The 22,991-nt window shown below is 45.1% G+C and carries 18 protein-coding genes and 1 pseudogene; 15 read left to right on the forward strand and 4 right to left on the reverse strand.

The features are described from left to right. Positions 1-15 precede the first annotated feature (15 nt). From phrB to J8Z23_RS22770, 3 genes are all read left to right on the forward strand, one after another. Positions 16-1,431 (forward strand): deoxyribodipyrimidine photo-lyase, encoded by a 1,416-nt coding sequence (phrB, locus tag J8Z23_RS22760; protein ID WP_104970478.1) that lies wholly within the window; start codon positions 16-18, stop codon positions 1,429-1,431. Between the two features lie 6 nt (positions 1,432-1,437). Beyond that, positions 1,438-2,364, forward strand: coding sequence for a L,D-transpeptidase family protein (locus J8Z23_RS22765; RefSeq protein WP_005394922.1), 927 nt, complete (start codon positions 1,438-1,440; stop codon positions 2,362-2,364). A 686-nt stretch (positions 2,365-3,050) separates the two neighbouring features. Then, entirely contained in the window at positions 3,051-3,260 is a 210-nt protein-coding gene (locus J8Z23_RS22770) for a hypothetical protein (RefSeq protein WP_256894828.1), read from the forward strand. A gap of 84 nt (positions 3,261-3,344) precedes the next feature. Here J8Z23_RS22770 and J8Z23_RS22775 read toward each other — a convergent pair whose 3' ends face one another. Then, a complete protein-coding gene (locus tag J8Z23_RS22775) occupies positions 3,345-3,638 on the reverse strand; it encodes a hypothetical protein (RefSeq protein WP_272165311.1) in 294 nt (97 codons plus the stop codon). A gap of 615 nt (positions 3,639-4,253) precedes the next feature. After that, a pseudogene (locus tag J8Z23_RS22780) lies at positions 4,254-4,720 on the reverse strand (Sbal_3080 family lipoprotein). 483 nt (positions 4,721-5,203) lie between these two features. Between J8Z23_RS22780 and J8Z23_RS22785 the strand changes: the two are divergent. Both J8Z23_RS22785 and J8Z23_RS22790 read left to right on the forward strand, forming a co-directional pair. Next, on the forward strand, positions 5,204-5,524 hold the full coding sequence (locus J8Z23_RS22785) for an AHH domain-containing protein (RefSeq protein ID WP_309474387.1): 321 nt from the start codon (positions 5,204-5,206) through the stop codon (positions 5,522-5,524). Next, positions 5,524-6,099 (forward strand): hypothetical protein, encoded by a 576-nt coding sequence (locus J8Z23_RS22790; RefSeq protein WP_193279572.1) that lies wholly within the window; start codon positions 5,524-5,526, stop codon positions 6,097-6,099. The genes J8Z23_RS22785 and J8Z23_RS22790 overlap by 1 nt, the downstream gene beginning before the upstream one ends. A gap of 281 nt (positions 6,100-6,380) precedes the next feature. Here J8Z23_RS22790 and J8Z23_RS22795 read toward each other — a convergent pair whose 3' ends face one another. Continuing rightward, positions 6,381-6,635 carry an Lpp/OprI family alanine-zipper lipoprotein gene (locus J8Z23_RS22795; RefSeq protein ID WP_005375145.1) on the reverse strand — a complete coding sequence of 85 codons (255 nt, stop codon included), beginning with the start codon at positions 6,633-6,635 and terminating at the stop codon, positions 6,381-6,383. A 552-nt stretch (positions 6,636-7,187) separates the two neighbouring features. Between J8Z23_RS22795 and J8Z23_RS22800 the strand changes: the two genes are divergently transcribed. The 6 genes from J8Z23_RS22800 to J8Z23_RS22825 all read left to right on the forward strand — a co-directional run bounded on the left by J8Z23_RS22800 (position 7,188) and on the right by J8Z23_RS22825 (position 17,313). Further along, on the forward strand, positions 7,188-8,531 hold the full coding sequence (locus J8Z23_RS22800; protein WP_047009779.1) for a DEAD/DEAH box helicase: 1,344 nt from the start codon (positions 7,188-7,190) through the stop codon (positions 8,529-8,531). A 326-nt stretch (positions 8,532-8,857) separates the two neighbouring features. Further along, positions 8,858-10,855 carry a prolyl oligopeptidase family serine peptidase gene (locus J8Z23_RS22805; protein WP_434635444.1) on the forward strand — a complete coding sequence of 666 codons (1,998 nt, stop codon included), beginning with the start codon at positions 8,858-8,860 and terminating at the stop codon, positions 10,853-10,855. Beyond that, positions 10,856-12,994 (forward strand): TonB-dependent hemoglobin/transferrin/lactoferrin family receptor, encoded by a 2,139-nt coding sequence (locus J8Z23_RS22810; RefSeq protein WP_432603592.1) that lies wholly within the window; start codon positions 10,856-10,858, stop codon positions 12,992-12,994. A 12-nt stretch (positions 12,995-13,006) separates the two neighbouring features. Next, positions 13,007-15,259, forward strand: a complete 2,253-nt coding sequence (locus J8Z23_RS22815; RefSeq protein ID WP_301658872.1) for a proprotein convertase P-domain-containing protein — start codon at positions 13,007-13,009, stop codon at positions 15,257-15,259. Positions 15,260-15,284: 25 nt separating this feature from the next. Next, positions 15,285-16,736 carry an Lcl domain-containing protein gene (locus tag J8Z23_RS22820; protein WP_109169202.1) on the forward strand — a complete coding sequence of 484 codons (1,452 nt, stop codon included), beginning with the start codon at positions 15,285-15,287 and terminating at the stop codon, positions 16,734-16,736. A 1-nt stretch (position 16,737) separates the two neighbouring features. Continuing rightward, positions 16,738-17,313: a DUF1566 domain-containing protein gene (locus tag J8Z23_RS22825; protein WP_053808314.1), complete on the forward strand. Its 576-nt coding sequence runs from the start codon at positions 16,738-16,740 to the stop codon at positions 17,311-17,313. Positions 17,314-17,422: 109 nt separating this feature from the next. Here the strand turns inward: J8Z23_RS22825 and J8Z23_RS22830 are convergent, their stop codons facing one another. Next, complete coding sequence (locus J8Z23_RS22830) at positions 17,423-19,066, reverse strand: methyl-accepting chemotaxis protein (RefSeq protein WP_434635445.1); 1,644 nt, start codon at positions 19,064-19,066, stop codon at positions 17,423-17,425. 328 nt (positions 19,067-19,394) lie between these two features. On the opposite strand from J8Z23_RS22830, the gene J8Z23_RS22835 reads away from it, so the two are divergent. The 4 genes from J8Z23_RS22835 (at position 19,395) to pstB (ending at position 22,948) form a co-directional block, all read left to right on the forward strand. Beyond that, entirely contained in the window at positions 19,395-20,216 is an 822-nt protein-coding gene (locus tag J8Z23_RS22835; RefSeq protein ID WP_006741922.1) for a phosphate ABC transporter substrate-binding protein, read from the forward strand. A 103-nt stretch (positions 20,217-20,319) separates the two neighbouring features. Beyond that, positions 20,320-21,252, forward strand: coding sequence for a phosphate ABC transporter permease subunit PstC (gene pstC, locus J8Z23_RS22840; protein ID WP_006741921.1), 933 nt, complete (start codon positions 20,320-20,322; stop codon positions 21,250-21,252). A 22-nt stretch (positions 21,253-21,274) separates the two neighbouring features. Further along, entirely contained in the window at positions 21,275-22,138 is an 864-nt protein-coding gene (pstA, locus tag J8Z23_RS22845) for a phosphate ABC transporter permease PstA (RefSeq protein ID WP_005397882.1), read from the forward strand. A gap of 60 nt (positions 22,139-22,198) precedes the next feature. After that, positions 22,199-22,948 carry a phosphate ABC transporter ATP-binding protein PstB gene (pstB, locus tag J8Z23_RS22850; protein WP_005397884.1) on the forward strand — a complete coding sequence of 250 codons (750 nt, stop codon included), beginning with the start codon at positions 22,199-22,201 and terminating at the stop codon, positions 22,946-22,948. Positions 22,949-22,991: the final 43 nt, after the last annotated feature.

A 22,991-nucleotide genomic window follows, 5' to 3' on the forward strand; every position in this document is an offset into this window, starting at 1 on the left:
AACGAAGGAGACACCATGATCTTAGTATGGTTTCGACGTGATTTACGAACGTTAGACCACACCGCACTTAAAGCGGCGTTAGATTCAGGTCAGCCTATTGTCGCTTGTTTTATCGCGACGCCAGAGCAGTGGCGAGAACACCACATGGCGCCGATGCAGGCGGATCTCATTGCTCGTCGTTTAGAGTATCTCAACGACGAGTTGGAAAGCCTGAATGTTCCTTTTTTATATAAAGAGGTGCCGTCGTTTTCTGATTGTACCGAAGTGATTAGTGAATGGGCGAAAACACTTGAAGCAACGTCTGTTATGGCGAATATTCACTATGAAGTAAATGAACGAGAGCTCGATGCACAAGTGAGTGAGGCGCTAGCTTCCCATGATATCGATTTTGAACTGTTTCACGACAAATGCGTGCACCCACCAACGACGGTTCTCAATAAGCAAGGTGAGTATTTTAAGGTATTTACACCATTCAAACGTGCTTGGTTGACGCAGTTTCAAATGCCAGCGGTAACAAAGCCTCAAGAACAAGCGCCGCTAAGCAGCAAACTATTGGAACAATTAGAGCCGATTCGATTTAGTTCAGACTTCACGTTTAGCTATCCTCGAGAGTCCAGCGAGGATTGGTTTGCTTCGACCAATGATGTTTTAAAGCAGCTTAGGGAATTTGCTCGTGAGCGCAGTGATGCTTACAAGGAAGATCGAGATTTTCCGGCTATTGATGGCACCAGTCAACTGTCTCCCTATCTTGCGATTGGTGCATTGTCACCAAGGCAATGTATTGCTCGCTTGTATGCTGAAAACCAACAAAATGACCTAACAGAAGGAAAAGCAACTTGGTTGAGTGAGATCATTTGGCGTGAGTTTTATCAGCATCTGTTGGTTTTCGAACCAAAGCTCGTTAAAGGCAAAGGCTTTATCGACTGGGAGGATAAAATTCAGTGGTCTTATGATGAGCAGGCTTTTGAGCGCTGGAAGGCTGGAGCGACAGGGTACCCGATCGTCGATGCAGCAATGCGTCAGCTCAACCAAACAGGCTGGATGCATAACAGGCTTCGTATGGTTGTCGCGAGCTTTCTCACCAAGGATTTACACATTGACTGGCGTTGGGGCGAAGCGTACTTCATGAGTAAGCTGGTGGACGGAGATTTCGCAGCAAACAATGGTGGTTGGCAGTGGTCTGCATCGACGGGTTGTGATGGGCAGCCGTACTTCCGTATTTTCAACCCGATAAGCCAAGGTGAGAAGTTTGACTCTGATGGTCAATTCGTGCGCCACTGGGTGCCTGAAATCAAAAGTGTGCCAAACAAATACATCCATAAACCTTGGACTTGGGAGGGCTTTTCTTTACTGGAATATCACAAGCCGATGGTTGATCACAAGACAGAAAGAGAGATAACCTTACGGCTCTTTAAAAGTGCCAAGGAATAAAGTGAAATGCTTAGCAAAAAGCGATCAATGAGTTTCGCAAAACGTACGCTGTTATCTGTATCGTTATCTTTAGCGAGTGGTTTGTCATTCGCTAAAATGTACGAGCTACCAGAGGATGGCAGTCGTTTAATTGGTCGCCTTGAAAACCACGTCGTGCAAGAAGGCGAAACCATGGCAAATATTGCCAAGCACTATGATGTCGGGATGCTAGGTTTAATGGCGGCAAATAAAGGCGTGGATCCCTTCTTGCCAGAAGAGGGACACGTTCTTACTATTCCAACACAACTGATCCTCCCAGATGTACCCCACAAAGGCATTGTCATTAATTTAGCGGAATTGCGCTTATACTACTTCCCGAAAGGAGAAGATATTGTGCATGTATTCCCCGTGGGAATCGGGCGAATTGGGCGAGACACCCCGGTGATGACAACGCGTATTAGCCAAAAGCGTCCAAACCCTACGTGGACGCCGCCAGCCTCGATTCGTGCCGAGTACAAAGCGAAGGGCATTGACTTGCCAACCGTTGTACCTGCTGGTCCAGACAACCCACTTGGGATGTTTGCATTGCGTTTAGCCTACGGAAATGGCGAGTACCTTATTCACGGTACCAACAAAGATTTCGGCATCGGTATGCGAGTCAGCGCGGGTTGCATTCGTATGGACCCAAGCGACATTGAATGGTTGTTTGAAAAAGTTCGTAACGGTGAAGAAGTGAATATCATTAACCAACCAGTGAAAGTATCACTAGAGCCGGACAGAAGTGTATTTTTAGAGGCACATGAGCCATTGACTCGCAGCAATGGTGAGAAAGATCACCTACAGGTACCAAAAGAGTTAAAGTGGTGGCTGGATGAGTTCGGACTGAAAAATGTGAAGGCTAAAGCAGCGATTGCCGCACAGAATGGGGTTCCTGTCGAAATAACCGCGCCTTAACAGGCGTTAAGACGCGGTATCAAATCTTACTTAGTGTAATGCGTAGAGCACTCTACAATCCAGTAAAATTAACACTTAATAACTAATTTCAATACCTTAAAAACAATCCCTTTAGTATGTCTCACCGTCGACCGAGCTGCACAACCATGTATTAGAGGTGGAATCGGTTCGCTTCACGGTCAATGATACGGTTCAGAAAAACATCGTCAGTGAGTTGAGTCAGCTGCTCGGGGAATTACGAATAGCTGAGCGAAGTGTGCATCCTCTAGAGTTGGGAGAACTTTCAGCGCGTTGGTAGCAAGACGGCAGCACGACATCAGAAATACTCAAAGGGTCTTACTTTTGGAGTAATGATACATTTTTGGGGTATGACCAAAATTCGTGATTTGTTGTAGTTTCCCGTCAAGCAAGTCGACCCGATGACCTGTAGCGAAAAAGTGTTAAACTTGATGGAGTGGGACGCGAATATTATTCAGTTCTCTGGGGAACTGAAGCGATGTTTCGCAAGCGTGTAAAGTAAGCCTTTTAGAATGCGAAAGATGCTGGCTGTCAGCAAGGTTTTACCAAGACCTTTGAGCGGAACGACGTTAAAGCTCTTGCACAAAATGAGCGATTACCAGGCCGAGACTGGTAAATTAGTAGGATAAGAAGGAATTTGCCACTGCTTAGTCATTTAGTGCACCATTATGGCAGAACGTGTCGGTGGCGCAAAGCATGTAAATGTAAAGCAATTGTCTTTGATTCACTCTCAAGCTTACACCACTGATTCAAAAGAGTGGACTAAAGCCGTGGAGCTGAGCAGCGAGTGCTTCATTAAAAGGCTGTGGTTTGGTGCTGGCTACGGCGATGAATTTAGTGTTAACCAGATATGCCGAAGTGATCGTGACCTCAGGTAGTTTTATAGGAGTATACAAAATCACAGTAAGAGGGTACAGGCGCATATATCACTTCAAGAATCGTCAAATGGGTCCAAGGTTTGTTTAATCTCGACCTGTCTGTGCTATTGGTCCTTCTTGTAAGTTTCCAGCTAAGCCCATTTGACCGAGCGTAAACAAAGCATTGCCTATTTCGTCTAAAGTTTCATTTCCTTTTCTTTCAGGGAAGTCGTTCGCTTGGTTAAGACTTTCAGGCTCAATAATATTTTTACAAGCTACACTAGCACAACCTTGTTCATCTGCGTCAAAAAATTGAATATTTAGACCTTCGTTTGCCGCGCTTCCTGCGGAATAAATACTTACTAAGATTAAAACAGGACTGAGAAGCCGATTTTTCATTTTCTACTTTAACAATTGATTGACGACACTGCTCACACATAATTATTGCTAAGATAAGAAATACGAGTGCGTCGGTAATATTGGGTGTCTTCTTATCGTAGGGGCATGTGTGGTGCAATTAATACGGTTTATATACCTGATTTCACCAGAGTCAAGAAGGTAATTCTCTTGCCTGATACCTCTGTAATTATATACGCCATTTAAAGCTACTAATATAGTATTTTTAGGGACGGATAAGAAACTTTGCATTGATGACCCAAACTCATCGAGACTTACTTCTCCCCATCCTTTGAAAGGCATTTCACGTTCTATATTTAGAGATTTGACATTACTCATCACCTCCCCCATGACATTGATATTCAATCCTTCAGTGGATAATTCTAGATAAATTTTTAGTGCTATCTAAATAGGAAATAATGTCATCATACAATACTTGAGAGTTTTCCATACTTAACTTGCTAATGATTGGGACTGAATTTCTAATGCTATAGACTCCGCACAACCCATCTAGTGTCCCTTGCTTGAAGGTCTAATATTCTATCCTTACACATGCATACCAATGAGAAATCAACGCGTGCTCTAGTGTATACGACGCTCGACTAGTTTGTTGTAAAGCTACATTTCGCCTGATTTAATTTTGAACTGAGCTTCACTGACCGTTTGTTTCCCAAATAACAAATCCATCATAGTGATTATTCGTTTATTGTCGTTTCCAATTTGTTGGTATTGGCACTGTTTGGTGCTTTGAACTCGATTTGACCAACTTTATCGTTATTTTTATATGCATTAACTCGGGCATCTGCAATAAACGTTCTAAAGTCCCAGCTCCAGCGAGATACATAAATAAGTGTCAGTTCAGAGCTTTTAGGAGGAGTTCCAGTGCTCACAACAGTGCATTTATGAGCTGTATCCAAACACCATTCTTGCATTGAATCTAAGAAAATGTCTCGTGTTGCGTCGTCTTTTATAATAGTAATTTCTGTGCTTTGGAATTGTTCAGAGATTGCTTCTGCTGTATATTTCGGAGCAGCGCACGCTGCCAAAAGAACAGGTGAGCTAAGAATGATTAGTTTTTTATACATTTTAAGTATCTTTTTATAAACTTAGAAGTCTACATAAATTTCTTTTATCTGCATAACTCCTGCAGCTTTAAGGTGTGAGCGACTCCAGCATGTCCGTAAACCAATATCCCCTTAAACACGAGACATAAAAATTAAAATCAAGTGCAATATCTGACCAAAAGTCTATCAGTGATTAGCTTACCTTCGACTTCGGAGGATTCCCTAAGTAAGTTTAACGATACTCTTTGAAGTAATGCTTTTCCATTTCATTTGCTCCCTCAACCGGGATATCCAAGCCTCATACCACCGTAGTGTTGATAATATCCCCATAGAAAACACCACTTGAGTCAGTTGTTTGCAGATTTGGAAGCGTATTAAGACGATAGCAAAGACAAGTCTCGTTACGAACTGATACAGGAAAAGAATTATCCCACTATTCTCTTGGTAAGCAACTTGTATGCTGTTGCAGATCCGTAGCCGAACCATGTAGAGTAACATATCATCATGGGGAATGGCCGTGTTAGGGCCATGACTAACGCTCGGTTGCAAATGTTCATGTACGGAATAGGCATTAATGATTCAATTAATGGAATTTGGCTTCCTCGTTCTACCGCCTACAAAGGGCATTACACTACGCCAAAAGCGCCGACGCACTCGCGCATACATGGCGATAACTATCAGAGGTGGGTTGGCAGGTTAGCGGTTATTCGCAACAATGAAAGTGCATTTAGAGCGAGACTTGTGACTATCAAATCTCAGTTAAAGGATGGCTCTCATCCTCCCCAAATTCTTATGAAGAAAGATCCATCTTGGAAGCCAGCTTAATGAGTATATATCAGGTAAGAAACCTCAATCGTTACTTTAAAGTTCTTGAGCATGATCCGTTTCAAAGGGCCATTGATGCGGGCGATGATGCCCTGTTGGATAGGCTTTTCAATGAGCCAGTAAAAGCACAAGGGCTGGCTGATGTTTGGGTAGAAGAGAGTGTGGAGTTTACCGCTCACTACAAGACGTCGGTAAAAATCCCGGACATATCCGTTTGGGGTGCGAGCTTGGTGCTAACGCCTCGAGCGGTCGAAGTGTTAAAGCCATACATTGAATCAGATGGTGAGTTTTTACCTATCGTGATTGATGGCGAGAAGTTTCAGGTTTTCAATGTCATGAGTTTTGGCGAAGAAGACAAGGAACATACGAAACACGAATACATTGATGAGCATCCGGTTGGCTTGGTGTCGCTCAAGTTCGTTGAGTCTAGCGTTTCCGATAAGTACGTTTTCAAGTCATTGATGGAAGGATGTGAGTTGTTGTATTGCGATGACAAGCTAAAGAACTTGTGTAATGAACATGACTTACGTGGTGTTGAATTCGATTTAGATCTATTGGATATATTCGACTACTAGTCAACGGTTTTAGCGTGACTCATCATTTAGTGCTTCACATCGCTTGCTCCTAGCTGATAAAAGAAAGCATGCAGTAATGAGTTTCAACCCTTGATTTCGGCCGAACTAAATTAACAAAATGATTCAGGTTGTTTTTGTTTAAGTTCACATAGCATGGTCACATAAGTGACAGCAACAATAAAACAAAATGGCGGCATAGTACATGTCGCCATTTTATCGCCATTTTTGTTTTTAATGGCCACTAACTAACTGATAGTTAATGATGTTTTTTCTTTTTTGTCTTACTTAGTGTAAGACTGAGCGATGTTATCGATACGCTCGTTAGCACGCTCAGCTTCTTCTTGAGCAGCCATTGCTGCTGCACCTGATTTTTGAACGTCAGATTGAAGAGCTTGTACGTCTTGGCTTAGTTGGCTAACTTGGTTGCTTAGTTCGTCTAGTTTTGCTGCATTTGCTGTTGCTGCGTCATCAGAAGAAGCGCAACCTGCTAGTAGAAGTACTGAAGTTGCTGCAGCTGCGATCAACGTTTTGTTCATATAAGAACTCCTTGCTTATAGTGAAAGTCTCGCTACCAACTATTATTTTATACAGTAGCGAGGTTAAATGTGGATACATTTTATCAGTACATGATGTAGCAAAAGTCAAAAAAACCCAAGAATTTCATGGAGTACCTGACGTCAACTTTTACCTGAGCTTAACAAAGGTGAGTGAATTATCCTCTCCCTTATTCCCACAACAGTTCTCATAGCAGGTGTTTTTGCCACGTTCCTGATATCAATAATTTAGACGATATTGACACAAATGAAAGTTTCTCGGCGCAAATAACTGCTATTTACGCAGTTTTATTGGAGAACGAGAGGCGCACCTTGAGCTCGCTTTTCTCTAAATCTTAAGCCAAGCAGCTGACCAATAAAGCGAGGGTTTGTTCTTAATTGAGCCGCAAGTGATGTTTTGTTTTCATCGGTGGGAATTAGTTTGTGTGATCTCTATCTATACTCCTATGATTTGCGGTATTATACCGAGCTTTATTTTTTTGCTGCGTTAGAGCGGAAACGACATTACAGAGCGCTCAGACGCTGACTGATTTATTGGAGAATACTTTGCAATTTAAAGATCTAGGCCTAGACAACCGATTGTTGAAGAACCTAAAACACTACGATTTTAAAAAACCAACTGACATTCAAAAGCAGGCGATTCCTGTTGCGATTGCAGGCAAGGATTTATTGGCATCTTCGAAAACGGGTTCGGGCAAGACTTTGGCGTTTGTATTACCAATGCTTCACAAGTCTTTAAAGACAAAATCGTTTTCTGCCAAAGACCCTCGCGCAGTTATTCTTGCTCCCACTCGTGAGCTAGCGAAACAAGTGTATGGTGAGCTTCGCTCTATGCTTGCTGGCCTATCTTATGAAGCTGCATTGATTTTGGGTGGTGAGAACTTTAATGATCAAGTGAAAGCACTGCGCCGTTACCCGAAATTCATCGTGGCGACACCAGGACGTCTGGCTGACCACTTAGAGCACCGCTCGCTTTACCTTGAAGGTTTGGAAACGCTGATCCTTGATGAAGCAGACCGTATGCTGGATTTGGGCTTTGCACCAGAGCTTCGTCGTATCCATAAAGCAGCTAAGCATCGTCGCCGTCAAACATTAATGTTCTCTGCAACGTTGGATCACGCCGACGTAAATGACATTGCGGCTGAAATGCTCAATGCTCCGAAACGTATTGCTATCGGTGTTTCTAACGAAGAACACAAAGATATCACACAAAAATTCTACTTGTGTGATCATCTTGATCATAAAGAGGCGATTCTAGATCGCGTACTTTCAGAAGCAGAATATCGCCAAGTTATCATCTTTACGGCGACGCGCGATGATACAGAGCGCCTAACAGCGAAGCTAAACGAGAAGAAACTGAAGGCCGTTGCACTGAGTGGTAACTTGAACCAGACTCAACGCAATACGATCATGAGCCAGTTTGAGCGAGCGGTATTCAAGATCCTAGTGACAACAGATGTTGCGTCTCGTGGCTTGGATATTGCGACAGTGACACACGTCATTAACTTCGATATGCCAAAGCATACTGAAGAATATGTACACCGTGTTGGCCGTACGGGCCGTGCTGGTAACAAGGGTGATGCGATTTCTCTTGTTGGTCCAAAAGACTGGGATAGCTTTAAACGTGTAGAAGCTTACCTACAACAAGATCTTGAGTTTTCAGTATTCGAAGATCTGAAAGGTAAGTTCAAAGGCCTGAAGCCACCTAAGCCAGATTTCCGTAACAAGAAAGCGACAGCGAAGAAATCACGCCCTCAAGCGAAGAAGTCGGCTAAGAAACCTGTTAAACGTGACAAGAGTTTCTACAAAAACGTATCAGTGGGTGATGATGTGTTCATTCCGAAGAAAAAGCCAGCGGCACCAAACTCTGAAGAGTAAAAGTCGCTCCAGTTTTCAACTGATTTTAGTTTTTCAAAACCCGAGTGTTCGCACTCGGGTTTTTTTATGCTTATCTCCAGGCGAAATGATGTCTTTCTATACTAACGTGTTTGCTAGGCTTTTATATTTATCTGGTTTTATATAAACAGCATAGATCGCTAATTTAGAGAGATATTAAGTTTTATCACCTCGGTCCAAGCAAACGTTTTTCCTCACATACTAGATAAAAATTTCACATGATTATGAAAATGATAATTGATCTCATTTTTATTTAAGGGCAAAATACGCGCCATTGTATTAATCCTATAAATGAATTCGCTCTCTATATGAAATTTACTCATGTTTTTTTAGGGCTCATAATTACCTCTAGTTCTTGCTTTGCCGTTAATGACTTTAATTGGTTGCGAGATGACGCTCGTAAAGATGAGCGAGTTCTTACCTACCTAACAGAGCAGAACCGTAAGACTGAACAGCATCAAAAAAAATATCAGACGTTGACGCAAGATCTGCTCGCGCAGTGGGAAGCCATGGTGGCAGATAAAGGTGATAAACCATGGTCGATCGTAAATGGACGCGAATGGACGTTAACGCGTCGTGACAGTGGTTATGTGTTGCTATCACGTTCGAACCAGTATGCACAAGAGAACACAGTATTTGATTTCTCTGAACGTCAATCTGCATATCCGTATTATCAAGTAGGGCAGTGGCAAGTAAGCGGAGACACTTTGCTTTTCACTGAAGATATTGATGGAAGCGAGCAATATCGCGCCGTGGTTGTTGATTTACTCTCTGGCCAATCTACGGAGCTGGCAACGCACGTCGATAGCGGTGTATTGCTTTCACCTGATGGTAAGATGGCTTACCTCGTTTCGAAGGAAATGCGTACACAGCGACCTCATAAGATCCTACGCATCTCCACTGAATCTTTGGCTAAAACCGTTGTATGGCACGAATACAAATCAGATTGGTTACTTTCTTTCTACCGTGCGGCAGATAGCCGTTACGTGGTACTGCAAAGCAACAACGAGTCAACCACAGAGCAGAAGCTTGTTGATCTAGAAACGGGCACCGTAAGCGATTCACTAAGAGTGCCGGAAGCGGGCGTGGAATATTACGCGGATGTGGCGAAAGGGCGCGTTTACATCAACAGCAACCTTGAAGGTACATTTGCACTTTATCAAACCGATCTAGCACCTCTTAGCGCAACATGGCAACGCTTTACGACCCCTCGTGAACCGCTTGACCAGTTCTACCTTTATGATGCAGGAGTTGTGGCACTCAGTAAGCCGAACAACGTGGCGACATTGACGGTGTATTCATACCAAGGTCAGGAAAAAGTGATACTGCCATTAGAACAGGATGGCAATGTCGCTTGGTTGAGCACGTTGGGCGATTTTGAATCAAACAAGATTCGTATACGAAGCATGTCGATGACTACGCCTCCTCAGTGGGAAGAGTTCGATGTAAAAACGCTGACTAAAGCCTTGTATTCTCAAGATGCTTACCAAGATTTTGATAGTCAACGTTATGTCTCCCAACGCATTTTTATCAATCACGATGGTGTTTCTGTCCCGGTCTCTTTGGCGTATCGCAAAGACAAATTACACGCGAAATCACCCGTGATGATTTACGGTTATGGCGCATATGGTTTTACGATGAAACCGTACTTTATGCCTCAAGTCATAAGCTTGCTCGACCAAGGCGTGATTTACGCTATTGCCCATGTCCGTGGCGGTGGGTACTTTGGTGATGAATGGCACGAACAAGGCCGTGGTGTGCGAAAAGCCAATTCTATTGGTGATTTTGTCGCGGCGGCTAAGGCGTTGCAAACATTCGAACGTGGCAATAGAGAGGTTTTTGCCATCGGCTCAAGTGCTGGTGGCACGTTGGTCGCAGGAGCGGTTAATCAAGACCCTAAATTGTTTTCAGGTGTCGTGCTTAAAGTACCTTTTGTTGATGTGGTAGCAAGCATGTCGGATACCTCACTTCCGCTGACCACACAGCAGTATGGCGAATGGGGTAACCCAACCAAATCTGAGCAACTGGCGCTAATGAAAGCGTACGATCCAATTCTCAACATTCATAAAGACGCTTACCCACCCATGCTGGTTCAAGTCGGTTTGATCGATCAGCGCGTGCCTTACTGGGAAGGTGCCAAGTATCTCGCCAAGGTTTCCGCGCTAAGTGAGCGCGACGGGCCGTACTTGTTGCAGACCGATTTTAATTCGGGCCACCAAATGGACCCACGACAAGCGCAAGAACAACAAGCAAAAGAATACGCCTTTCTTTTATCACTAATTAAAACATCTAAAGCGGAGCAGTAAATGAAGCTTACCCCAGTGTCAGCGGCAGTACTTTCGGTACTAGCTGCCAGCCAAGTGCACGCCAAATCTGACGTTTTCTCTATGGAAGAGGTCGTGGTGACGGCGAATCGGATTGAACAACCAATGTCTGAACTAGCAGGCAGCGTCGCAGTTGTCACTAGCGAAGAGATTGAACAAAAGGGCGAAACAGAGCTTTATGATGCGCTGCGTCACGAACCTGGGGTAAGTGTGTCGGGTGGCGCTGGGCGTCCACAAAACATCACGATTCGAGGCATGACGGGTAACCGCATTATGATCATTCGTGACGGCATTCGCTCAGCAGACGGTTTTGGTGCGAATGACAGCAATGACAAAGTGGGCCGCGATACGTTTGATCTTTCTAATTTGGAATCATTAGAAGTAGTGAAAGGGGCGAGCTCCTCAGTCTTAGGTTCTGGTGCTATCGGTGGCGCTGTGATTCTAAAATCCAAACAGCCGGGCGAGTTTTTAAAAGATCGTGACTTTTATGTTGACGCCACGGGCACGTACACGGGGATCAGCAATAAATACAAAGGCGCGAGCAATCTGGCATTTCGTTCTGGCGACACGGAAAGCTTAGTCAACGCGGCGTATTGGCAAGGTGAAGAGACGCGTAACTTCAGCCAAGATTTGTACAACCGCGATTTGGATGGTTACAGCGCGTCATATGCCATCAATCATTTCTTCAATGATGAAGTGATGGTCAAAGCGCGTGCCGAACTTTATCGGCAAGATCAACAACGCCTGGAAGGGTCGCCATCTATACAGAAGGATGGCAAATGGCATATCGAAGACTTCGCAGAAGATGAATCGACAAAAGAGTACAGCGCTTATATTGGTGCAGAGGTTACACCGATTAATCCAACTTGGTTCGAAGAGTTAGATACAAAGGTCTACTGGCGCCACACCGAAGTGGTGGAAGACACGAATCGTTTAATGAGACAAGTTGACCACAATGGTTTGACTGTTAGACGTCGCGAGCTAGAACACAAAACCTTCATTGACGAAACAATTGGCTTCCGTGGTGATTTCACCAATACGATTTATGCTGCAAATGCTGAGCACCAATTGGCTTACGGTATCGAGCTTTCTACTGACTATTATGAACGCACAGATAGCGATTCCAAGATTGATTGGAACGGGGTAACGCCTTCGACCAAACAACCTTTCGCTCCTGCTCGCGCTTATAACATTGGTCTGTACGTTCGAGACATGGTGGAGCTGGATAAATGGACCATTACAGGCGGCCTGCGCTTTGATGCGCATCGTCTAACACCGGACGGTGAGGGTGAAGTGGGCGGCTTCCCATTAAAAGACATGGATAGCTCAGAGGTATCTCCAAGCCTATCGATTTCTCGTGAAGTGTTTGCCAATAACATCGCTTATGTATCTTATAACCACGGTTATCGTGCTCCGGAATACGACAAAGCGTATGGCTTCGTAAACCATGACTTTGTGCCGCTAACGCCGTTTGTCATTGCACCGAACATGGACCTAGAGGCTGAAACTTCGGACTCCTTTGAAATCGGTAACAAATTCGATAATGGCCGCGCGCAACTTTACGTTTCTGCGTTTTACAACAAGTTCCAAAACTTCATCGATGTTGTTACCACAGGGCAAGATAACTTCGGTAACTACATCAAGCAATACCAAAATTTACACGGCGTTGAAACCTACGGCGCAGAGCTTTCTGCTGCGTATGCTCTCACTTCGTCTTGGAAGCTAAGTACCAAGCTTGGTTATGTTGACGGAAAGGACGCCGAAGGCGAGTACGTTCGTAGCATCACACCTTTCGAGGGCAATGTTGGGCTGAACTATCAGCAGCAAGACTTTAATGCGTTCGCGACGTGGAACTGGGCTGGTTCGATGGATCGTGTGCCGAGTTGCCAAACGTCACTTGGACAAAAGACCGAGTGCGCACAAACAGATTCATGGAACACGTTCGATTTGGGGGCAAGTTACCAAATCACCAAAGATTTTCGTTTGAGTGCGACCATCATCAACCTGTTCGACAAAGAATACATTCGCTACCAAGACGTTGCTGGCATAGCAGATGAGAGCAAACGCTACTCAACGGAACCAGGTCGTTACTTTACGGTTAACGCGAAGTACATCTTTTAGTAGGAGCCCTGCATGAAACTCAAACTTTTGGCGCTTTCTCTTACGTTGGCAGGCGTTCAAGTGACGAACGCTGCAGAGTGGGATTATCCTAGCGCGGCTATTACGGTCACGAACCAAGCCGAAGCGCTGCGCTATTTACAAGCCAATTACGCTAGCGCTGGCGAACTTAAGTTTCGCTATCAAACCCGTTCTCAGCTCGGAGATCATTACAACTTTGATGTGTGGGTCGATGGGCAGTATCAACCGCAACGCACCATTGTGCTGTCGACTAACCAAGACAGCGAAGTCGAGCGTATTTTCAAAAGCCTTGAAGATACGGTGATTCGTAATGGCGAGGCGATGCCAGCCGGAGAACTGGAGCTGCCTGTTCGATTGGAAGTGACTGAGCCGCCAGCATTGAGCTCTGGTGAGTTAGTGACCGTTCCCGTCTCACTCTTTGATCCTGATTTACGTACAATGCAACAACAAGCTGCGCCTGATTCTGCTTGGAATTCGTTAGAGGATTATCCGCAGCCACTTCAATATGTTGAGAAGCAGATTCAAGTTTTGCAGTCTGGTGGCAAGTTCTACCTAGCTAACGAGCGCGTTAAACAGGTGGATGCACTTGCATTACTGTCTTCACCTGCGGTAGGTACGGAGCCTGTGCGTGATACCAGCAGTATTTTGCCGCCTGAGGGGGTTCAATCTTTTGCGGATGTAAAAGCGATGCAAAGCGCTCAACTTGGCGACAATGCCTTTTTGCAGTTGATGGCGTTTTACCATCTTGACAGCTCACTGCAGTACTTATCGAGCTTGAGCTATGACTTATTTGAAGAGCCGCTTCGTTTTGATGGGCGTGGTTTAGCGCTCGACAACTCTTCTTACTACACAGGTTCGCGTGCGCTGATGTTAGGCGTTGGCGGAGTATCTCCAGATGCTGCAGATGCAGATGTGATTTTGCACGAGCTAGGACACGGTATTCACTATCAAATCGTTCCTGATTGGGCGTATGGACATACTGGCGCGATTGGAGAAGGTGTTGGTGATTACTGGGCGGGCAGCGCGAGCTACCGAACACAGTATTTAGACGCAGCTCGCCGTGGCCAAGAATTCGAGTTAGATACGGTGTTCAACTGGGACGGTATGTTCGGAACACGCAAAACAACTCGTAGCTTATGGAACCAAAGAGCGCGTTACTTCGAGAGCTCAGAGTATCCAGCGCACGTTAGTGTGGGCGGTGAACTAGGCGATGAGCTGTGGTCAACGCCACTGTTCCAAGCACTTAAAGCGTCGGTTGAACGATATGGTGATGATACCGATAGCGTGTTCCGCGAGTTTGACGCCATTGTTCTTGAAGGCATGTACGGTATTGGTCGTGGTGTAAAAATGCATGATCTTGCGGAATCGACCGTGTTTGCAGCAAACACCTTGTTCCCAAATAAAGACTATGCCCAATTTCTGACGGACAGCTTCAACAAACACAACTTACTTAAAGCGCCTCTTCGCGTTCGCTATGACGCTCGATACATCGCACAAGGTCAAGGCGTGGGAGTGAGCCTGAGCCAAACTGGCCGCGAAGCGAGCATCAAAGGGCAATGGCAGCTAAATAACGCATCCGTTTTTGACTTTGATGAAACGCTTTCTGATTCGACCTCAATGAAGGTGGCGTTACCAAGCGGTCTGACATGTGGCACGCAATTCGATTCCTCTATTTCATTGGATTACCAATTTGCTGAAGGCTTAAAGACTCACCAGTGGAGCAAAAAGGTGATGCTGGTTAACGGTACGCCAGAGCTCGATATCCAGCCTCAACCAGTGAACTCCGCTTTGCCGGAGCAGGGCGACAGACTGTTCTCTCAGACGCTATCGGACAAGTCACGCATGATTGATGATTCGTTTGCGGTTTACCTGAACATCGAACATGACTCACTGCAGGATCTGCAAGTGACGCTTGTGTCTCCACAAGGTAGATCGGTTGTGCTACTTAGCCATCAATCAAGCAATACCAATGGATTTAAAGGTTACTTCACCGCTCAGTATGACGAGGAGTTACAAGCACTTGTCGGTCAACCGAGTTGGGGTACTTGGCGTCTCGAAGTATCTGACCGCGTGTCAGGGAACTCTGGGGTGTTGAAAGAGTGGGGTGTGAGTCACTTTGCTCAGTATCAGTGTAGTGCTGATACCACTAAAGAAAGCAGTGGTGGTGGTTCAGGTGGCAGTGGTTCGCCTTGGACCTTGTTAGGACTTTTCCTGCTTTCAATGGTGAGAGTGATTCGTTCTCGTTAATTAAAATCTAAAGAAGACAAAATTTATGAAGTTTCAATATTCTTTCGTTGCTATGTCACTAGCCCTAGCTGGTTGTGGCGGTGGTTCTGGTGGTGACACGTCAACACCGACCTATAATGTAGCTGGCACCATCGTTTCTGCAGGTACACTTCTTGATACGCCAGTATGTATCGATTTAAACCAGAACTACGTTTGTGATACTACTGAACCGAGTGCTAAAACGGATAATGCTGGTAAGTTCTCCCTGACGTCAAGCGACAAGAACATTTTGACTAGCACGATTCTTGCTCAAGTTGATCAAGGCTCAAACCAAACGTTGCGTCTTGCAGCTCCAGGCCAAAACTTAGCCACGGGTAACACAGTAAATGGTGTAACAACATTGCTCGCAGGTCTTGTGGTTGACGGTAAAACCGTTGCTCAAGCTGAAGAGATTGTTAAAGCGCAACTGGCTAGTGTAGGCGTTTCGCTGAATGGTTCGGTGATGTCTAACGCAGAAGCCAGCGAGCTAGACAAGCTAGAGCAAAACACGGTTGCGCTATTAGCTGCGATGCAACCACAACAAATGACCAAAGGCGTAGCGCTGCTTGCTCAAAGTCTTAGCTTCCAAGGTAAATCGCTAGCCTCTGATCTTCTGTCTGAAGCTGAAGTGAGTGCATTTGCTGAAGAAATTGCAGCGGTTGCTGAACAAACGGTTGGTAGTAACGATACGGGTGCCATTCTTCACTTTGCTGATGGCGCTGCAGACGTTGCAGAGGTTCAAGCTTCTTACCCTGGTCAAGATGCGGAATACGGCTTCGACAAACAGGACAAGCAAACGTCGACAGGCGCGGGCTTTAAGTTCGTTAAGCTAGATTCACAAGGCGCTGCTTTAGCTGCAGATGCCACTGAGTGGGCTTGCACTTTGGATGAGCGTACTGGTCTTGTTTGGGAAAACAAGAGTGCGGATGCGAGCTCTATTCAATTTAAAGACCGCCTATTTGCGTTTGAGTCTGAAACATTTAAGCCATTTAGCAAAGATGTAGATCTTGCGGGCTGTAAAGAGGTGGGCGATGAAATTTGTACTACGAGCCAATACGTTGAGTACATAAACAAACAATCGTTATGTGGAATCACTGGTTGGCGCCTGCCTACTTACCGTGAAACTTATGACTTACTAGATTTCGGTGAAAAGACACTATTTGCGCCGAGCACAGAATATGAACCGAACAATGTGTATGGTTTTAATGTCAAATACTTCCCACAGCAAACTTTAGGCAGCCCTTATTTAGAAAAAGGTGCGTTTTGGCATGATGGTTTTAGGTTTACGGAAACATCATCACAGCTCATGGATGGTGAGATTTATTTCCCCGCAATTGTCTCTCGGGGCGCAGATAGAGGGGCCACTTCATTCGTTGAGATTCGCTCAAGCAGTACAAGTGAAGATGCCTATGATTCCTACCAATTCCCAATCCGTCTAGTAGCAGTTAAGGGACAATAAGATGAAGAAACTAATGACCGCGCTATCTCTTGTGTTGGCTTCTCAAGTAGCAATGGCAGCACAAGAGTGTTCGACTGAGTTTGCTAAAACAGCACCTAATACACGTTACACTTATTCAGATAAGGGAACTGTAACTGACTTAAAAACAGGTCTTACATGGATGCGCTGTCCAGTCGGTATGACATGGAATGCAGCAAACGAAGAATGCACCGGAACGAGAGCTACGATGTCATGGCAATTCGCGCTGTCTACGGCCCAACAAATTCGTAATCCGTCCGGTAACCACCCTCTACACAACTTTGCTGGCAAAAAGAATTGGCGACTAGCAAACATTAAAGAGTTGGTATCGTTAACGGAGCAAGCTTGCTATAGCCCAGCGATGAATGGTACAGGCTTTGCGAGCGGTTATACACTGACAGACAAGGACGATATTTTAGGACGTAATATCTGGAGTAACACACCTAATGGTGACGGTAAGCATGTTGCTACTCTTGATACGACTAATGGTGAGGTTTTCAATAGAGATCCATTAGACTCAAGTTTCAAAAGCTCTCTCTTGTTAGTGACAGATGAATAATACTTATTACGTTAATAAAGATTGATAGCTTTGCCTTTATAAAAAGCTCCGCCAGTGCGGAGCTTTTTTCTTTTCTAACCTTTGGCACTTATCGTGTTGAGCAGAATGTTTAAACTTGGAACTGCTTAAGTTGGTGCTTTTGGTTTTCCGCTAAGCCTGAAAGCTCTTGAGCGGCAGAGGCGGACTGCGTAATGCCAGTCACGTTCTGGCTCACTAGTTCATAGATGTTCGTTAAGTTGTTGTTGATATCGGCCGTGACCTGTTTCTGCTCTTCTGATGCGGTCGCCACTTGAGTGTTGATTGAGTTCAGATCGGCGATAGCGTTACTGATATTAACAAGTGATTGGCTAACTTCTTGTGCCAGAGCTTGGTTGTCTGACAACATGGCTAAGCTAGAGTGCATGCTTTCATTTGCGTGACCCGATTGCTGCTGAAGCTCTTCGATGATGGTTTGGATCTCTTTCGTCGATTCCTGAGTTCGCGCCGCTAACATACGTACTTCATCGGCGACTACCGCAAAGCCTCGGCCACTTTCGCCCGCTCGTGCAGCCTCGATCGCTGCATTCAGTGCAAGCAAATTGGTTTGCTCAGAAATGCCTTCAATCACTTCGATCACGCGACCAATGTGTTCTGATTGATCTTTCAGCGATGTCACGACGGCTGCGGCTTCGTTGAGTTGTTCTGCCATTTTTTCGCTTGCGCGAGTGCTTTCCTCAAACATGCTCAGACTTTGTGAGGTAAGCATGCGTGCTTGATTTGATGCGCTATCGGCTTCTTGTGCATTGGTCGACACTTCAGCTGCAGTCGATTCTAGTTGGTTGATTGCCGAAGCCACTTGCTCAACTTCTTGCTTTTCTTGATCTGAGTTAACGCTGCTTTGAGTCATAACAGTCGCTAACTCGGTCGATGCTGATGCCACATCTTCACTAATTCGAACTAATGCACTCACGGTTTCACGCAGTTTGTCGATGGTTTGGTTTACATCCTGAGCCAGTTGCGACACTTCGTTTTTTCCGATGGCTTCGGCTTTAACCAGTAGATTTCCCTTCGCGACTTCTTGCATGGTTCCTTGAAGGTTACGAATCGGTGCAACGATATAGCTGGCTAGTATCCAACTAATAAGCGAAGCAGCACTCAAGATCACCGCAAGTGAAACCGCACTGTAAGTGAGCGTGGTTGAATGCTGTTCGCCATTCGCTTCCACTTCATCGGTGACGATTTGATTTAATTGTTTAGACAGGTTGTCGATGGCGTTGATCATTGCTTCGCCAGCCAATCGATATTCTGCCATCGCAGATTCGTACTTTTGATTGAAATCGGATGTGGTGTAGCCAGAAGAGTGTTTGGTGGTGAGCAGAGGTGTCATGGTGACGCGCGTGAAATCAACATAGTGATCCATGGCTTTGCGCATAGCATTCACTTCGGTTTGAACGCCTGGGAGGCTATCGATGGAATTGAGAAAATCGCGGTTTTTGTTTTGTCGTTCAGACAGTTCTTGGTTGAGAGATTGGACATCTTCGGCTCTAAATAGACTGTAAATGGCTTTGATGCGCATAGCGTAGGTGTTGTCTACGATGGCGCTGAGTTCCTCTTTATGAATGATCAGCTTGTTGGTGGAAGTGGAAACCTTATTGAATGCTTGGTCGAGCTTGCCGATTCCGACGCTCAATCCAATGACGAGTAATACAACGGTGAATAGAACAGGTAAAAAGACCTGAAGTTTAATAGAAAGCGTACTAAGAAATTGACGCATGATTGACCCTCTATCGGTTTGATTATTATCTTTTTTATAAATAAGCGTCTCGATTTTAATTGCCACATTCGCCAAATCAATGACTTACTCATATCCAATTGTTATGAAATGTACCAAAATCGATGGAGTTATCATTTTGAGCGCGCGGCAATTTATAAAAGCGCTAAGCTAAAAACGGTAGAGGGATCAGTCGCGGAATTAATATACAGAAATGACAACGTGTCATAGAGGGTTCAACTAAGTGAAACACAACTGTCATATTCAAATTCTAAAGTGAGCACCGTTCAAGTGAAACACAACGGCAATAAAGCCACTTAAGGAAATTGTGATGAAAAAGACAGTAATCGGTGCAATCGCACTTCTAGGCGCAATGGCAGTGACTCCTGTTTCTGCTAAAGAAACTATCTCTGCAGTGGGTTCTAGCAGCGTAACTCCACTGATGGAAGTTTTCTCTGAAACGTACATGAAGAAGAACCCTAACGTATTTATCGAAGTTCAAGGCCCTGGTTCTTCAGCTGGTGTTAAAGCAGCAAAAAATGGTTCAGCAGACCTTGGTATGTCTTCTCGTAATCTAAAAGACTCTGAAAAAGAATCAACACTAATAGAAGAAGTGGTTGCTCGTGATGGTATCGCAGTGGTTGTTAACCCACAAAACAAACTGCCTGGCCTAACAGCAGAGCAAGTGACTGCAATCTACAAAGGCGAAGTATCAAACTGGAAAGAAGTCGGTGGTGCAGACAAGCCAATCGTAGCAATTACTCGTGACACTGCTTCAGGTACTCGTGGCGCATTTGAAGACATCATGTCTCTTAAAATGAAGATTTCTGGTAAGAAGGTATCAGCTATCTCTCAACGTGCTCAAGTTGCAAACGGTAACGGCGCACTCAAAACAATGGTTGCATCTAACCCATACGCAATCGGCTACATTTCACTAGGTACGGTAGACAACACTGTTAATGCTCTAGCAATCGACGGCGTTGATGCAACGGTAGCTAACGTGAAAAACGGTTCTTACAAAGTAGCTCGTCCATTCCTTGTGCTTTACAAAGAAGGCAAGCCATCAGCTGAAACGCAAAAATTCCTAGACTGGATGCTAACTGAAGATGCGCAAAAGCTAGTTGACCAAAACGGTTACATCTCAGTTAACTAATTCTATCGGGACTCTTAAGTTTGCTCAGCCCACCATTTAGGGCTGAGCCTTTTCTATCCATAGTGTTCACCGGCAAAACGCCCAGAACCGTGAGATTTTTTAAATGACCATCGCAACAAATAGTGAAAAGCTTATGAATACTGACGCTAAAGCTATCAGCAAGCCCGGCCTGCGCGAGAAACGTCGCGTAGACTGGAAAGAGCGTATCTTCCACGGCTTGTTCCTAACCAGTGCCGTTATCGGCATCGTCTCATTAGCCGTTATTGCTTACTTTATTGTTCGAGAAAGTATCCCGGCATTCCAAGAAGCTGGTGTATCGGGCATCGTTCTTGGACAAAACTGGCTGCCGCCTGCACTTTACGGTGTTGCGACAATGATTGTTGCATCTATTGTATCGACGGCAGGTGCGGTAATCGTTGGTGTACCAATTGGTGTGCTGACGGCTATCTTTATTGCCGAAATCGCACCAAAGCGTCTTGCGGATATTATTCGTCCTGCAGTTGAGCTTTTGGCAGGTATCCCGTCTGTGGTTTATGGCTTCTTTGGTTTGGTCATCATCGTACCGCTGATTCAAAACATCTTTAATGTCCCTGCGGGTAACACGATTTTGGCAGGTATCATCGTGCTTGGTGTGATGATTCTACCGACCGTAATCACGGTATCTGAAACGTCTATTCGAGCTGTGCCTCGCGCATACAAAGAAGGCTCTTTGGCTCTTGGCGCTTCGAAAATATACACAATCTTCAAATTGCTCGTTCCAGCGGCTCGTTCAGGCATCATGACGGGTGTGATTTTGGGTATTGGCCGTGCTCTAGGTGAGACAATGGCGATCATCATGGTGATGGGTAATGCACCTGCTATGCCAGAAGGCATCCTAGATTCGGCACGTACGCTAACCGCAAACATCGCGATTGAAATGTCTTACGCAAGTGGTATTCACGCCAACGCTCTTTACGCCACTGGTGTTGTACTTCTGGTCTTCATCATGTCGTTGAACGCTGTACTTCTTTACCTAAACCGAGAAAAAGCGAAGTAATCGCTCGTTAAAGGTGACTATTATGGATCGCGCAAAACTAAAACAAGCTCGCCAGTTCAAAGATAACGTCTTTAACGCTTTGGTTTGGATTTCGGCAGCACTAACGGTAGGTTTTTTGTTCTGGATTATCTGGTACATCCTATCAAATGGTCTACAACACGTAGATTGGAACTTCATTACTGATAACTACACACGTACTGGTGAAGAGCACGGTATCTTCCCGATGATCGTCTCGACCATCTACATGGTTATCGCATCCATCGCGGTAGCGGCGCCACTGGGTATCATGACGGCAATCTATTTAACCGAATACGCGAAAGTCGGTAGCCGATTGGTAAAAATTATCCGATTCTGTACTGAGTCGTTGGCGGGTATCCCGTCGATCATCTTCGGTCTATTCGGTATGACGTTCTTCGTGGCAATTCTTGGTCTGGGCTTCTCGATTCTGTCGGGTGCACTGACTCTAAGTATTCTTATTCTGCCAGTGATCATCCGTACTACGGAAGAAGCACTAATGGCAGTGCCTCAAACGTATCGTGAAGGCTCTTACGGCCTTGGCGCTTCAAAAATTTACACTATCTGGCGTTTGATTCTTCCGAGTGCAATGCCAGGTATCTTAACCTCGGTCATTCTAAGTATTGGTCGTGTCATTGGTGAGTCTGCTCCAGTATTCCTGACAGCAGGTATGGTTGCACGTATTCCGGATTCTTTATTGGATTCAGGTCGTACATTAACCGTTCACCTATACAAACTGACTACCGAACTGTTTACCGTTGAAGAATGGAATCAGGCTTACGGTACCGCAACAGTGCTTATCGTGGTTGTTCTTCTGATCAACATGGTAACGAAACTGATTGCTAGACGTTTTAACACCGCAACTTACTAACAACACTAATTAAGAACGCACGTTAAAAGACACGAATTCAAGATTTAAGAGATTAAGAAAATGAACAAATTTGATATTGAAAACCTAGACTTATTCTACGGTGAAAACCAAGCACTGAAATCGATCAACCTACCAATTCCAGTTCGCCAAGTAACGGCACTTATCGGCCCGTCAGGTTGTGGTAAATCAACGCTTCTACGTTGTTTGAACCGCATGAACGACCTAATCGAAGGCGTGAAAATCACGGGTAAATTGGCGATGGACGGCGAAGACATTTACGGCAACATTGATGTCGCGGATCTTCGCATCAAGGTTGGCATGGTGTTCCAGAAGCCAAACCCATTCCCGATGAGCATCTACGAAAACGTGGCTTACGGCCTACGTGCTCAAGGTATCAAAGACAAGAAACACATTGACGAAGTGGTAGAGCGTTCACTACGCGGTGCAGCACTTTGGGACGAAGTGAAAGATCGTCTGAAGTCACACGCATTTGGTCTATCGGGTGGTCAGCAACAGCGTCTTTGTATCGCACGTACGATCGCGATGGAGCCGGATGTGATTCTGATGGATGAACCAACGTCGGCACTTGACCCAATTGCGACACATAAAATCGAAGAGTTGATGGAAGAGCTGAAGAAGAACTACACCATCGTTATCGTGACCCACTCAATGCAACAGGCGCGTCGTATCTCTGACCGTACTGCGTTCTTCCTAATGGGTGAACTGGTTGAGCATAACGATACTCAAGTGATCTTCAGTAACCCTCAAGATGACCGTACTCAAGGCTACGTAAATGGTGATTTCGGTTAATTCGCCATATTTACAAGCATAACTAAATAACTATAAGCGATGG

The sequence above is a fragment of the Vibrio sp. SCSIO 43086 genome, from assembly GCF_051132235.1.
Taxonomy (GTDB): domain Bacteria; phylum Pseudomonadota; class Gammaproteobacteria; order Enterobacterales; family Vibrionaceae; genus Vibrio; species Vibrio diabolicus.